This window comes from Halococcus salsus, assembly GCF_009900715.1.
GTDB lineage: Archaea > Halobacteriota > Halobacteria > Halobacteriales > Halococcaceae > Halococcus > Halococcus salsus.
The window spans coordinates 75237-89169 of the sequence record NZ_JAAAJC010000002.1 but is presented as its reverse complement, the minus strand read 5'-3'; the positions used below and the strand labels follow the sequence as shown (position 1 = coordinate 89169).

The 13933-nt window shown below is 67.7% G+C and carries 11 protein-coding genes and 1 tRNA gene; 8 read left to right on the top strand and 4 right to left on the bottom strand.

The genetic code is table 11. The features are described from left to right. Window positions 1-20 precede the first annotated feature (20 nt). Window positions 21-1091, bottom strand: coding sequence for a deoxyhypusine synthase (locus tag GT355_RS07560; protein WP_160134102.1), 1071 nt, complete (start codon window positions 1089-1091; stop codon window positions 21-23). A gap of 92 nt (window positions 1092-1183) precedes the next feature. Here GT355_RS07560 and GT355_RS07555 point away from each other — a divergent pair, with 92 nt between their 5' ends. Beyond that, window positions 1184-2098, top strand: coding sequence for a DUF726 domain-containing protein (locus GT355_RS07555; protein ID WP_160134101.1), 915 nt, complete (start codon window positions 1184-1186; stop codon window positions 2096-2098). 972 nt (window positions 2099-3070) lie between these two features. Here the strand turns inward: GT355_RS07555 and GT355_RS07550 are convergent. Beyond that, window positions 3071-3145 (bottom strand) — tRNA-Val (locus GT355_RS07550). A 143-nt stretch (window positions 3146-3288) separates the two neighbouring features. Here GT355_RS07550 and trpD point away from each other — a divergent pair. The 5 genes from trpD to GT355_RS07525 all read left to right on the top strand — a co-directional run bounded on the left by trpD (window position 3289) and on the right by GT355_RS07525 (window position 10635). Continuing rightward, complete coding sequence (gene trpD / locus GT355_RS07545; RefSeq protein ID WP_160134100.1) at window positions 3289-4308, top strand: anthranilate phosphoribosyltransferase; 1020 nt, start codon at window positions 3289-3291, stop codon at window positions 4306-4308. Then, on the top strand, window positions 4305-4937 hold the full coding sequence (locus GT355_RS07540; protein WP_160134099.1) for a phosphoribosylanthranilate isomerase: 633 nt from the start codon (window positions 4305-4307) through the stop codon (window positions 4935-4937). The genes trpD and GT355_RS07540 overlap by 4 nt, the downstream gene beginning before the upstream one ends. After that, window positions 4934-6547, top strand: a complete 1614-nt coding sequence (gene trpE / locus GT355_RS07535; RefSeq protein ID WP_160134098.1) for an anthranilate synthase component I — start codon at window positions 4934-4936, stop codon at window positions 6545-6547. Before GT355_RS07540 ends, trpE begins: the two co-directional genes overlap by 4 nt. Then, a complete protein-coding gene (gene trpG / locus GT355_RS07530; protein WP_160134097.1) occupies window positions 6544-7179 on the top strand; it encodes an anthranilate synthase component II in 636 nt (211 codons plus the stop codon). Before trpE ends, trpG begins: the two co-directional genes overlap by 4 nt. 348 nt (window positions 7180-7527) lie before the next feature. Beyond that, window positions 7528-10635: an adenosylcobalamin-dependent ribonucleoside-diphosphate reductase gene (locus GT355_RS07525; protein WP_160134096.1), complete on the top strand. Its 3108-nt coding sequence runs from the start codon at window positions 7528-7530 to the stop codon at window positions 10633-10635. Window positions 10636-10680: 45 nt separating this feature from the next. Here the strand turns inward: GT355_RS07525 and GT355_RS07520 are convergent, their stop codons facing one another. Continuing rightward, window positions 10681-12330: a molybdopterin-dependent oxidoreductase gene (locus GT355_RS07520; protein ID WP_160134095.1), complete on the bottom strand. Its 1650-nt coding sequence runs from the start codon at window positions 12328-12330 to the stop codon at window positions 10681-10683. 101 nt (window positions 12331-12431) lie between these two features. Here GT355_RS07520 and GT355_RS17990 point away from each other — a divergent pair, with 101 nt between their 5' ends. Then, window positions 12432-12572 (top strand): HVO_2523 family zinc finger protein, encoded by a 141-nt coding sequence (locus GT355_RS17990; protein WP_192927988.1) that lies wholly within the window; start codon window positions 12432-12434, stop codon window positions 12570-12572. On the opposite strand, the gene GT355_RS07515 is transcribed toward GT355_RS17990, so the two are convergent. Next, window positions 12545-13210 (bottom strand): TVP38/TMEM64 family protein, encoded by a 666-nt coding sequence (locus GT355_RS07515; RefSeq protein WP_160134094.1) that lies wholly within the window; start codon window positions 13208-13210, stop codon window positions 12545-12547. The genes GT355_RS17990 and GT355_RS07515 overlap by 28 nt on opposite strands. 107 nt (window positions 13211-13317) lie before the next feature. Here GT355_RS07515 and GT355_RS07510 point away from each other — a divergent pair, with 107 nt between their 5' ends. Beyond that, complete coding sequence (locus GT355_RS07510) at window positions 13318-13875, top strand: ribbon-helix-helix protein, CopG family (protein WP_120072809.1); 558 nt, start codon at window positions 13318-13320, stop codon at window positions 13873-13875. The last annotated feature ends 58 nt before the right edge of the window (window positions 13876-13933 follow it).

Below are 13933 nucleotides of genomic sequence, written 5' to 3'. Positions count from 1 at the left end.
GCGGTTCTTCGATCCCGGGACTACTCGGTCTCCGCGACGCGCTCGCGGGCGGCCGCCACGAGCAGCGGCAGCGTGATGGTCGCGTCGGCGTAGACGCTCGCGTTTCGGGCGGCTTTCTCCAACTTCCCCCACGACCGAGCTTCTTCGAGCGTCGCCCCCGAGAGCCCGCCGGCGTGTTCGGGGTCCATCGTCAACTGGACGGCGTAGTCGTAGGCGTCGGGCGCGACCAGCATGGTCTGGAGCACGTAGTTTTTGGGTACTCCGCCGCCGACCACGACCGCTCCCGTGCTGTCGGCCTCGTAGGCGATGTCGTTCAACCCGTTCATGTCGTCGAGCGCGTCGAGCGAGAAATCCGTGGTCTGGGAGTAGAGCCACGCCTGGAGGCCTAACACGGAGTCCTGAATCGCCGGGGCGTATATCGGGACGTCGTGCTCGTGGGCGGCGGCCGCGATACCCGGGTCTTCGTCGATCCCTTCTTGCCTATTGACCTCGGCGTTCGCGCGCCCGAGTTCGTCGGTGAGCCGGGCGATGCTCACCGTCTTCTTCTCGCGGGCCGAAGGCCCGCTCGAATGGCTCGCGGAGCTTTGCTCCGCGCTAGCCTCGATCGCGGGGAAGACCTCCTCGCGGAGGTGGCTTTCGAGCAGCGCGAAGTGCTCCTGGGGGAGGTAGACGTCGAAGATCCGATCGACCTGCTCGTCCCGCAACTGTTCGTCGTGTTCTCGGAGGCTTGCGTCGCCGTGATCTCGTCCGTGGTGGTGTTTGCCGCCGATGGCCTCGATGGCGTCGTGGGTGAGGTTCGCGCCGGTGGTGACGAGCACGTCGACGTGGCCATCCCGAATCAGGTCGACGACGACCTGGCGCATCCCGGCGGGCACCATCGCGCCCGCGAGGCCGACGAAGGTCGTCACCTCGGGGTCGAGCATCTCGGCATAGATGTCGACCGCCTCCGCGAGCGCGTTCGCGCCGATGCCCGCCTTGCCGTACTCGGTCGCGAGTTCGCCGACGGTCATCCCGCCCGAGACCGCCGCGTGTTCGATGGGGTCGTGGTGGAACTCCTCGCGCGGCGGGTCGTTCGGGTCGTGGTCGCTCATGGGCCGGATCGGGATGGTGTCGGTTTCAACCGCGCGGTCCGCGGTCGGGGACGGACGAAGATTCATATGGACTCGGCCAGCAGTCATCGAGGATGAGGGACCATGACAGACAGGGTGGCAGGACGGGCCGGGGCGGGGGACACGTCGAGCGGCGCGGCTTCCTTCGTGGGTTCGCCGCGGCCGCTACCGTCGGCGTGACCGGCCTCGCGACCGTCGGCACCGCCGGCGCTGCGGACGCGACCGACGACTACCCGCGCGTCTCGACGCGGGGCCACTTCGACGACGACGCGGACTTGACCGACGGCGAGACGGCCCACAGCTACGACGTCGAGGGGGACTGGTCGGCTATCGGCGACGACACGCTGACGGTCTGGGTTCACGGTTGGCGGACCGACGCTCAGGAGGCGGTCGAGGGGGCCGGAGAGGCGCAGTCGGCGCTCGAAGCGAACGGGTACGGGGGTGACGTCGTCGCGTACTCGTGGGACGCCGACAAGGGCGACAGCCTCGACCTCGGGTGGGCCGACGCCAAGGACATCGCCGACGGGAACGGCGAGAAGTTGGCGAACTTCCTCACCGACTGGAGCGCCGACCACGACACCCCTGTTCGACTCGTCGCCCACTCCCTCGGCGCGCGCGTCACCGTCGACGCCTGCCGGTCGCTCCAGGACGACTTCGAGGAGCCCGACGCCCTCACGTCGGCGACGCTGCTCGGCGGTGCGATCGAGGACGACGACCCCTCGCTCGACGCGGGCTGGTTCGACGACGAGTACGGCCCCTCGATCGAGTACGCCGTCGACGAGTTCGACAACTTCTATAGCGGCGACGACCCGGTGCTGCGCTACATCTTCAACACCCGCGAGTTCGAGAGTGCCGTCGGCGAGGTCGGTATCGAGGGTCCGGCCCCCGACAACTACGAGGACCACGACGTGACCGACCGCGTCGACGGTCACAGCGGCTACTACCAACAGGACGACGGGGTGATGGACCGCGTGCTCGCCGAGTGGTGAGAGGCCGCCGAACCGGGCACGAGGCGAGTCCCGACCGTCGGAAGCGCCTTTGCCATTCGGTACCAACACCGTCGAATGGAGAAACGATGCAACGAATGTGAGAACGCTGTGGCGTTCGAATCGGACGACGACAAGGTCGAGTGTCCGGAGTGCGGACACGTTATCCTCATCCACTGAGCCTGGTTTCTCGGTGCGTTTCGGTACGTCGACGCGCGTCGCCATAGCTACGGGAGGCAGTATTTGTTACCTCTTGGCAAAATCGATATGCGTTCCGCAACACCACACAAACCTAAGAGGCGGCACCAATGGCAAATAGGGTGGTATCAGAAAGGGCGGTTTCTAGTTTCGGTTGGTGTTGAGTGATACATGGATCTAAAGATCTTGTCCGAACGAATCATTGGCTCTCTCTCATTTCTCTTCGGTGCACTCTCCGTATACATATTCGTAGCCGTGCTACCTGCCACTAGCTGTACCGAGGTATGGGAAGACGGGAAATTGATACGGAACACTTGCCAACCTGTTTATTACGACATTGCATCATACACGGTCTCTGGAGAAACAATCGGGTGGGCTGTACTAATACTTGGTATAATATTGCTTTCGATTGGGGTCTGGACGATCTGGAGGACGACTGGGTCCTCCTCGTCCGAAACTACACCTTGAACCAAATCTGCGGGTAATAGCCACTATTCGTCTCGTTGTGGTCGATCAGGAACTGTCCGAGCATCTCCGGGAGCGTCGTCCGGGATCGCGTACGAGGTATCTCTCGACACGCTCGCGTAGAACAGCATCTGCGACGAAGCTTGTGGGCGACACCGTCCTTCATTCTGCGCTGCGCACTACTGGCTCTCATCCACACTAGTCGCATATCGGAGGGCAGTGAAGCGGACCGGCTCACCGCGACCACCCCAGTTTCGACGGTTACAGCGGTGTGCCTCAATGGTGGAATGACCGGAATCCGAGTGAAGAGAGTGGGTTCGGGCGGATTTGAACCGCCGGCCTCCTCCATGTCAAGGAGGTGTCATAACCAGCCTAGACCACGAACCCGTCTTGGGAATAGTGGTTCATCCGGGGCATAATTGAACGTTTCGAAACGCCCCGATCGACGGAGCGCCGCGACCGGCCGACGACACGTTTAAGTCGATGTACTGATTTGTCCATTACAACGCGAAATCGTACATCACCATCCAATGAAAGAGCATATCGAACACGTGACGGACGGCGAGGACCTCGACCTGTCGGCGGCGCGAGCGGCCGCCACGGCGGTGTTCGAGAACGCGACCGACGCCCAGATCGGGGCGTTGCTCGCGGCGCTCCGGGCGAAGGGCGAGACCGAGACCGAGATCGCGGGCTTCGCCCAGGGGATGCGGAACGCGGCCCGGACCATCGACCCCGACTCCCGGCCGCTGGTGGACACCTGTGGGACGGGCGGCGACGACCACGACACGATCAACGTCTCGACGGCGAGCGCGGTCGTCGCGGCGGGCGCGGGGGTCAACGTCGCGAAGCACGGCAACTACTCGGTCTCCTCCTCTTCGGGGAGCGCCGACGTGCTCGACGAGCTCGGGGTCGACATCGACGCCGAACCGCCGGCCGTCGAGCGCGCCATCGAGCGCGACGGGATCGGCTTCATGCTCGCCCCCGTGTTCCACCCCGCGATGAAGGCCGTCATCGGCCCGCGAAAGGAGCTCGGGATGCGGACGATCTTCAACGCGCTCGGCCCGCTGACGAACCCCGCGAACGCCGATGCCCAGGTCGTCGGGGTCTACTCGCCCGACCTCGTGCCGGTGCTCGCCCGCTCGCTCACGAAGATGGACGTCGAGCGCGCGCTCGTTGTCCACGGTTCCGGGATGGACGAGATCTGTCTCCACGGGGGGACGACGGTGGCCGAGGTCGACGGGGACGAGGTCGAGGAGTACGACCTGACGCCCGCCGACCTCGGGCTCGACCCTGCCCCGGTCGAAGCCGTCGCCGGCGGCACGCCCGCGGAGAACGCCGCCGACCTCCGGGGTATCGTGACCGGCGACCTCGGGGGCGCGAAACGAGACATCGTGCTCGCGAACGCCGGCGCGGCGGTCTACGTCGCCGGCCTCGCCGACAGCCTCGAAGCCGGGGTCGCCTCGGCCCGCGAGGCCATCGATTCGGGGGCAGCGGGCGAGACGCTCGCGATGCTCTGCGGGGCGGAGGCGGTCCCGGGTGAGACCGCGTGACGCGCGCGAAGCTCTGCGGGCTGACCAACGACGACGACCTGCACGCCGCCCTCGACGCCGGTGCGGACCTCGTCGGATTCGTTTCCGGAGTGCCGATCGAGACGCCACGCGAGGTCACGCCGGACGAGGCCGCCGCGCTCGCCGACCGGGTTCCCGACGACGTCACGAGCGTCCTCGTCACGATGCCCGACTCGCCCGCCGCGGGGGCCGACCTCGCCGACCGTGTGGGGACCGACGCGATACAGGTCCACGGCTTCTCGCCGGCGGAGATCGAGGCGCTCGCGGCGGCCACCGACCGGTCGGTGTTCGCGGCCGTCGACGCGGCCGGCGACCTCTCTGGGTACACCGCGGCGGACGCCATCGTGCTGGATTCGACCGACGAGCACGGCGCGGGCGGGACGGGCGAGACCCACGACTGGGACCACGCCCGCGAGGTCGTCGCCGACCTCGACACCCCGGTGCTCCTCGCCGGTGGTCTCACACCCGAGAACGTCGCGAGCGCGGTCCACACCGCCGAGCCGTTCGGGGTCGACGTTTCGAGCGGGGTCGAGGAAACCGGTGGGCGGAAGGACCACGACGCGCTCCGGCGGTTCGTCGAGCGCGCGACGGCGGAGTCGGTGCGCGCATGAGTTCGCCGCTCGACCTCGATCGCGACCGGTTCGTCGAACTCGCGAACGACGCCGACGGCCCGGTCGTGATCCACACCACCGCACCGCTCGACGGCGACACCGAACCGCTGGCGGCCTACGCGGCGCTCGCCGATACCGTCGATGCCGAGTACACCTTCCTGCTGGAGAGCGCCGAGAAGGTCGCCTCCAGCGACCCGGACGGCGCGTTCGCGCCCGCCCCCGAGGACCGCCACGCGCGCTACTCGTTCGTAGGCTACGACCCCGCAGCCGCCGTCACGGTCGACCCGACCGGGACCGACGTCGAGACCTTCGACTCGCGCTACGAGGGACTCATCGACGCCGGCACGGGCGACACCCTCGACCGTCTCCGCGACGCGCTCCCCGCGGTCGAGCGCGCGAACTTCCCCGAGACCGACCGCCAGCAGCTGGAGGGCGGGCTCGTCGGCTTCCTCGCCTACGACGCCGTTTACGACCTCCACCTCGACGAGGTGGGGCTCGACCGCCCCGATTCGACCGTTCCGGACGCCCAGTTCGTACTGACGACGAAGACCCTGGCGTTCGACCACGCCGCCGACGAGGTCTCGCTGGTGTTCACGCCCCTCCTCCGGCCCGGCGACGACCCCGGCACGGTCTACGACGACCTCGTGAGCGAGGTCGAGCGGGTGACCGCGGCGCTCTCGGACACCGATCCCGCGTTCGGCGGGTTCGAACGCGAGGACGAACGCGCCGAGTCGCGCGAGGCCTACGAGGAAGCCGTCCGCCGTGCGAAGGAGCACGTCCTCGACGGCGACAGCTATCAGGTCGTGCTCTCGCGCGCCCGCGAACTCGTCGGCGAGGTCGACCCCCGCGGGCTCTACGCCGCGCTCCGCGACGTGAATCCCTCGCCGTACATGTACCTCCTCGAATACGGCGAGCGCTCGATCGTGGGGTCGAGCCCCGAGACCCTGGTCTCGGTTCGCGAGAACGAGGTCGTCTCGAACCCGCTCGCGGGGACCTGCCAGCGGGGCGCGAGCCCGGTCGAGGACCGTCGGCTCGCGGGCGAACTCCTGGCCGACGAGAAGGAACGCGCCGAGCACACGATGCTGGTGGACCTCGCGCGCAACGACGTCCGCCGGGTGAGCGAACCCACGACCGTCCGGGTCCGGGACTTCATGAGCGTCCTCAAGTACTCGCACGTCCAGCACATCGAGTCCACGGTCACGGGTCGGTTGGCCGCGGACTGCGACGCCTTCGACGCGACGCGCGCGACCTTCCCGATGGGGACGCTCTCGGGCGCGCCGAAGGTCCGCGCGATGGAGATCATCGACGCCCTCGAACCCAGTCATCGCGGGCTCTACGGCGGCGGCGTGGGCTACTTCTCGTGGGACGGCGACGCCGATATGGCGATCGTAATCCGCACGGCCCTCGTCGACCACGGGAGCGAACGACGCGACGCGCACCGACGCGCGCTCGACCGGATCGTGGTGCAGGCGGGTGCGGGCATCGTCGCGGACTCCGACCCCGCGAGCGAGTACGAGGAGACCGAACGCAAGATGGGCGGGGTGCTCGCCGCGCTCGAAGCCATCGAGCGCCCGCCGGACGAACCCTCCATCCCGGAGGCGGGCCGATGACCGGGTCGACCGGCTCGACAGCCACCGCGGACCGCCCGCGGGTGCTGTTTGTCGACAACTTCGATTCGTTCACCTACAACCTCGTGGAGTACGTCAGCGAACACGCCGACACCCACGTCGTTCGGAACACCGCCTCGCTCGACGAGATCCGCGCCTACGACCCCGACGCCATCGTGGTGAGCCCCGGTCCGGGCCACCCCGAGAACGAACGCGACGTCGGTGTCACCCTCGACGTCTTCCGCGAACTCGGTCCCGAGGTACCCACGCTCGGGGTCTGTCTCGGGCTCGAAGCCGCGGTCTACGCCTACGGCGGGTCGGTCGGGCGCGCGCCGGAGCCGGTCCACGGCAAGGCGTTCGCCATCGACCACGACGGCAAAGGCGTGTTCAGGGGGCTCGACCAGGGATTTCGGGCCGGCCGGTACCACTCCCTCGTCGCCACCGAGGTCCCCGACTGTTTCGCCGTGAGCGCACGCACCGACGACCTCGTGATGGGGATCCGCCACCGCGAGTACCCCATCGAGTGCGTCCAGTTCCACCCCGAGAGCGTGCTGACCGGGGTCGGCCACGACGTCATCCGGAACTTCCTCGCACGCGTCACGAGCGACCCCGAACGACCGACCATCGAGCGCTGATTTCAACCCTCGACTTCCATCCGAAAACCCCCTCTGCTTTCGCGTCGATATCTCGCCTCCCTTGGGTGATTTGGCTGGCGATCAGATTACTTTCACTCTGGTCTACCTACGGTTATGTGCTCAGGTGGAGAGTGTCTCAGTACGACGCGTGCGGGCGCAAACAGGAGTTCACATGACCAGCCAACGGACCTTGATTTCGATCGACGAGACAGTACAGGAAAACGCGGGCCGAAGCGTTCATCACCCTCGCTTCAGTAGGAGATTCCCGTCACAGATGGTTGGGACTTCCTCTTACTTCACCCGCCGAATCGACCGCAGAACCGCCGTACCTGCCCGGAGGAGCGACGCGTGAGCCGCGCGGACTCCGCCGACGAGGTCAGCCTCCCCGTCAAGCGCGTCGACGGCGAGACGCTCCAGGAGCGCCTCACCGCGAACGCCTACGACAACATCCTGCCGGCGCGCTACCTCCGCAAGGACGCCGACGGCGAACTCGTCGAGAGTCAGGAGGACCTCTTCGAGCGCGTCGCGAAGAACGTCGCGCTCGCGGAGGCGGTCTTCGAGGCCGACGCGCGCGACATCGATATCACCGTGCGGCCCGACCAGCTGAAACCGGACCACCCGCGCCGCGACGAGCTCGCGAGCGAGGTCTTCGGCACGGGCACGACCGCCGACGCCGAGGCCGAAACCACCCTCTCGGCCTACAACGTCAACAAGTTCGCCTACGACACCATCGTTCCCGAGCTCCCCGAGGACATCCGAACGCACGTCGAGGACACCGCCAAATCGTTCCAGGACTCGATGGAGCACCTCTCGTTCATGCCGAACTCGCCGACGCTGATGAACGCCGGCGACGAACTCCAGCAGCTCTCGGCGTGTTTCGTCGACTCGCCGGGCGACGACATCGACGACATCCACGAGACCGCGAAGGAAGCCGCGCAGGTCTTCCAGTCCGGCGGCGGCATGGGCTACGCGTTCTGGAAGCTCCGCCCCTACGGCGACGCCGTCGGCTCGACGGGCGGGATCGCCTCCGGCCCGATCACCTTCATGCGGACCTACGACCAGATGTGCGAGACCATCGCGCAGGGCGGCGCGCGACGGGGCGCACAGATGGGCGTCATGCGCGTCTCCCACCCCGACGTCATCCAGTTCATCCACGCCAAGAACAAGGACGTCTCGCTCGCGCACTCCCTCCGGCTCAACGACCCCGACGACTTCACCCACACCCAGTTCGTGGACGCGCTCGAAGAGGCCCGCGAGCTCATCGACGAGGAGGGCCGCGTCCCGAAACACCTCCGGAACGCCGTCGAGGGCCACCTCTCGAACTTCAATATCTCCGTGGGTGTCACCGACGACTTCATGGACGCGCTGAAGGAGGGCGGCGAGTTCACGTTCACGAACCCCCGAACCGAGGAGCCGCACGTCGCCACGCCAGAGACGAAGGAGCTCTACGAGTGCTACGACCTCGGCGAGCACGTCGAGGTCGGCGAGGTCCTCTCGATCCCCGCCGAGGCGCTCTGGGAGCACATCGTCGACGGGGCCTACCAGAACGGCGAGCCCGGTGTGATCTACCTCGAACGCGTCAACAAGGAGCACTCGTTCGACGTCGAGGAACACCCGGACCACGAGATCCTCGCGACGAACCCATGTGGCGAGCAGCCACTTGAGGAGTACGAGGCCTGCAACCTCGGGCACATCAACCTCTCGACGCTCGCCGCGAGCGACGCGCCCGACTGGCGGGTCTGGTCGGCCGAGCACGAGGCCGAGTACGACTCCCACGAGGCCGCGATGGACGCCTACCTGGAGGAAGCCATCGACTTCGAGGAGTTCGACCGCCGTATCGAACTCGGGACGCGGTTCCTCGAGAACGTCGTCACGATGAGCGACTTCCCGGTGGCGAAGATCGAACAGAAGGTCCGCGAGATGCGGAAAATTGGACTGGGAGTCATGGGGCTCGCGCAGCTCTACATCCAGCTGGGTGTGCGCTACGGCTCCGAGGAGGGCAACGAGGTCGCGCGCCAGCTCATGACCCACATCAACCACGGTTCGAAAGCCGCCTCGCACGACCTCGCCGAGGTTCGTGGGAGCTTCGACGACTGGGCCGACTCGAAGTACGCGAACCCGACCGCGTACCGCGAGTGGTTCGAGGCGCAGACGGGTGAATCGGCCGACGACTGGGCCGACGGCTACCCGATGCGGAACCACAACACCACCACCATCGCACCGACGGGCACGACTTCGATGGTCGGCAATACGACTGGGGGCTGTGAGCCCATCTACAACGTCGCCTACTACAAGAACGTCTCCGACGACGTCCAGGGCGACGAGATGCTGGTGGAGTTCGACGACTACTTCCTCAGGGTCCTGGAGGCCAACGACATCGACGTCGACGCCGTGAAGCGAGAAGCCCAAGACCAGATGGCCTCGAACGTGTTCGACGGCGTCGAGGGGCTCGATTCGGTGCCGGACGCCATCGGCGAGCTCTTCGTCGTGACCGCGGACCTCACCGGCAAGCAGCACGCGGCGGTCCAGTGTGCCTGTCAGGCCGGCGTGGACTCGGCCATCTCGAAGACCTGCAACTTCCCGAACTCGGCGAGCCGGGAGGACATGGACGAGGTCTACCGCTACATCTACGACAACGGCGGAAAAGGTGTGACCGTCTACCGCGACGGCACGCGCTCGAAGCAGGTGTTGACGACTCGCGCCGACAACGCCGAGTTCGCCGACGAAGACGAGGCGGCGACGGTCATCGCCGAGCAGATCGAGGAGGTCTTCGGCGGTCTCTCGGGCTTCCTCGACAACGAGGACGTCCGCGCGGCGCTCGACGCCGACCTCGACGGGCTCGCCGAGCCCGCGTATGCAGAGAAACAGCCCCGACCCGACGTGCTCCACGGCGTGACCCAGCGTATCGACACGGGCTACGGCAAGCTCTACGTCAACATCAACGAGGACGAGCAGGGTAGAGCCTTCGAACTGTTCGCCAACATCGGCCACTCCGGCGGGTTCACCAACTCGTTCACCGAGGCGCTCGCGAAGGTCATCTCGACCGCGCTCCGCTCGGGCGTCGACCCGATCGAGATCGCCGACGAACTCAACGGCACCCGAAGCCCGAAGGTCGCCTGGGACAAGGGCGAGCAGATCCAGTCGATCCCGGACGCCATCGGCACCGCGATGCGGCGCTACCTCGACGGCGAGATCGAGCAGGCCTACCCCAAGCAGGCGAACCTCGACGAGATCGCCGACGAGAGCACGGCGAGCGGTGCGGAACCCGACAGCGCGGAACCCGACGGCGGGGTCGCGACGCAGGCGGGCTCGGCGGACCGGGGCCGAACCAAGTCGGACGCCCAGAAACTCATCGACAACGGCGAGAGCCCCGAGTGTCCGAGCTGTGGTTCGTTCACGCTCTACTACTCTGAGGGCTGCAAGACCTGCGAGTCCTGCGGCTGGTCTGAGTGCTGACGTAGAACTCCCCTCACACTATCCCGACGGCTGAAGGAGTCGAACTCAGCCGTCGATCGTCTTCGAGACCCAGCCGGTCGCCCCGCTCGGGAACGGCTGTTGGTTCTTCTTCGGCTGGAGCGTGCCGGTGCCGTCGGTCGCGCGCACCACCACATCGTGACTCCCGCCCGGCGAGTCGTAGGTGTGCTCCCACTGTCGCCAGACGTCGCCCGCGAGGTTCGGGGTGAGCACCGCGGAGAGCTTCGCGTCGGTCCACGAGCTCCCCCCGTCGGTCGAGACTTCGACTTTCTCGATCCCGCGGGTGCCGGCGTAGGCGTGGCCGCCGACCTGGATCCGACCGTCGTCGAACCGGTTGGTCGCGTGGAGCTTGGCGACGGTGTTGGCGGGACCGGTGCCGTGCCAGCCCTTCTTCTCCCAGAAGCCCTTCGCGGGTTTGTCGAGGACTTCGAGTTCGGTGAGCCACTTGACGTTGATCTCGCCCCAGTGGCCGGGGATCAGCGCGCGCACGGGGTAGCCGTGTTTCTGGGGGAGCACCTCGCCGTCCATCCCGTAGGCGAGGAAGCCGGTTTCGAGGGCTTTGACCGGGAACTCCTCGTAGTAGTCGTCGGCCGCGCGGGCCATCACGAACTCGCCCTGGAGGCCCGCCTCCTCGAGGACGCGCTGCATCGGCACGCCCGTCCAGACCGCGTTGTCCATGCTCTTGCCGTTGAGTTGGTCGCTGACACACCGGAGGGTGTTGAACCGGTTCTCCGAGGCCATCCCGGTGATGTCGTCGTAGGTGAACGTCCGCTCGTTCTCGACCGCGCCGGTGACCGACAGCGACCACTCGTCGGCGTTCACGTCGGGGTTGATGTTGCTGATGTCGACCTGGTAGAAGTCGTCGCCGCTCACGAGCCCTTCGAGCCCGCTGATGCCGAGCGAGCTCGATTCCGCCCGTGAGAGCATCTCGCCCACCGACGGTCCACCGTTTCCGCCGCTCGCGGCGCTCCCCTCGCTTCCGTTCGTCCCACCGTCGTCGCTCCCGGCAGTACCGTTCGGTCCGCCCGCGCTCCCATCCGAGACGTTACCGCCGCTGCTTCCGCTCTCGTTGCCAATCTCGACCTGTGAGGCGGCCTCGCTCGCGCTCTCCCCGCCACGACTCCCGAGGAGGTAGCCGAGGACGCCCACACCGAACACGCCCGCGACGCTCCCGAGCACCGACCGACGACCGCCCGAGACCGGTTCGTCGGTCCCGCCGGCACTTCCGGCGAGGGCCGTGAGACCGACCACGACCGCGCTTCCGAGGCCGGCCCCGAGCGCGGTCACCGGTGCGCCCGTGAGGACCGCGGCCGCGAGCCAGACGAGGACGCCGGCGAGCCCGACGGGAACGAACCGGTTCCCGTATCGCCGGCCGGTCGCGAGCGCCGCGAGGACCAGACAGGCGAACAGCACCACGCCGAGCCCGATCGCCAGCACGAGGTTGGCCTGCTGGCCGAGGTGTTCGATCCCGACCTGGTTCCCGATCGTCGTCAGCGGCCCGATCGCGAACTGGAGGAGGGCACCCGGCGCGTTCTGGGTCACGAACGACGTCACCGGCGCGGCGACGAACGACTCGGTGTAGCCCGCGAGCGCGTACGACCCGGTCACTCCCGCGACGCCCGCGAGCAGCGCCGTCACGACCCAGCCGACCACCGACCCACGTTGCGATTCGCTCATGGCTTCTCTCGGTCCCTCGGCGGAATGAAGCTTGGCCGTATTCCCACCCAATTCCCCGTCCACGAGGAAAGGCTTAGGACCGCCGCCCGGGTCCTCGCGGTATGCACGAGACGCGTACGGACACCGGGAACGAACGCGGGCGGCCGTGTCCGGCCTGCGGGGCCGCGATGGAGCACCGCCACTGCGAGTACGTCTGCCCACGCCACGGCGTGGTCTACGACTGCTCGGACACGTTCTGGTGACGGTCCTGAAGGTGCTCGTAGGCCGGCCCGGCGAGCAGTAGCCCGGCCACCGCGACCGCCGCGACGACGAACTCGATCCCCACGCCCGCCAGTCCCTCGGTGGCGAGTCGCGAGACCGAACCGCCCGCGAGCACGGCCGCGGCCGTCCACGGGGTCTCGCCGAGCAGCGTGCCGACGAGGTAGGCCCGGAGTCCGATGCCCGAGACGCCCGCCCCGAACGAGACGGGGTCGGCGGGTAGCGGCGCGAGGCGGGCCGCGACCACCCCGCGAACACCGCCCGTGTGTTCGAAGAAGCGTTCGCCGGCGCTGCCGATCCAGTCGAGCAAGCCCGACCCGCCGTCGGCGGTGCGCCCGAGCGTGTAGGCCGGCAGACACGAGAGGCAGACGCACGCGAGCGCGAGCGGCAACCCCACGAGCCCGAACCCGTAGCCCACGACCGCCGAACAGAGGCTCAGCGGCCACGCGACGACGGGTCGGACGGCGTAGAGCGCTATCACGGCGAGCCCGAACAGCAGTGGATCCGCCCGGAGGGTCGCCACCCACGCGAGCACCGCGTCGGGCGAGACCAGCACCGCCGCGAGCGCCACGACCGACCCGGCGACCGCCGCGCCGACCGCCCACCGGGGAACGCGTGACACGTCCGATATCGTGCGACCGTCGAGCATCCGTGTTGCGGTCGGGCGTCCACGGGTCCGCGCGTGGGATCGAGCGTCAACTATTCCCCGTCCAGCCTCCCTTCTTCGCTATGCCGACCGACCGAGTGACCGTCTCGCTCGACGACGACGCCGCGGCGGCGCTCGACACCCTCCTCGACCACACCGGGGCGGGCCGGAGCGAGGTGGTCCGCCGAGCGCTCGACTTCTACGCCGCGAACGTCGACGCCGCGACGACCGACGCCGGGCCGAACCTCGCGGCCTACCACCGGATGCTCGCGAGCGGCGAACACGTCCTGCTCGACGTGGACTTCCTGCACTGCTTTCTGGAGTACGTCGAGGACGGGTCGGGGGAACCGGACCCGGCCTTCGTCGAGGCCGCCGACACCGTCGCCGACTACCACGCCCGCGAGTACGCCGAGCGGTTCGAGAGCGTCGGCGAGCTCCTGGACTGGCTCTCGTTCTGTGGGTTCGTCTCGGTTCGCGCCGCCGAGGGGCGCACCTACCACGTCGTCTTCCCGTCCGCGTCGCTCCGGTGGTTCATGATGCGCTTCATCGTGCGAAGCGTCCGCGACCTCCCCGTCGAACTCGACGTCGAGGAGAGCGTCTCGAAGGTCCTCATCACGGAACGACCGGTCGAGTCGTCCTGACGGTGTGTTTTCCCGGGCAGTTCCCCGGGATTTCGTTACGAACTGGACGATTCGCGCA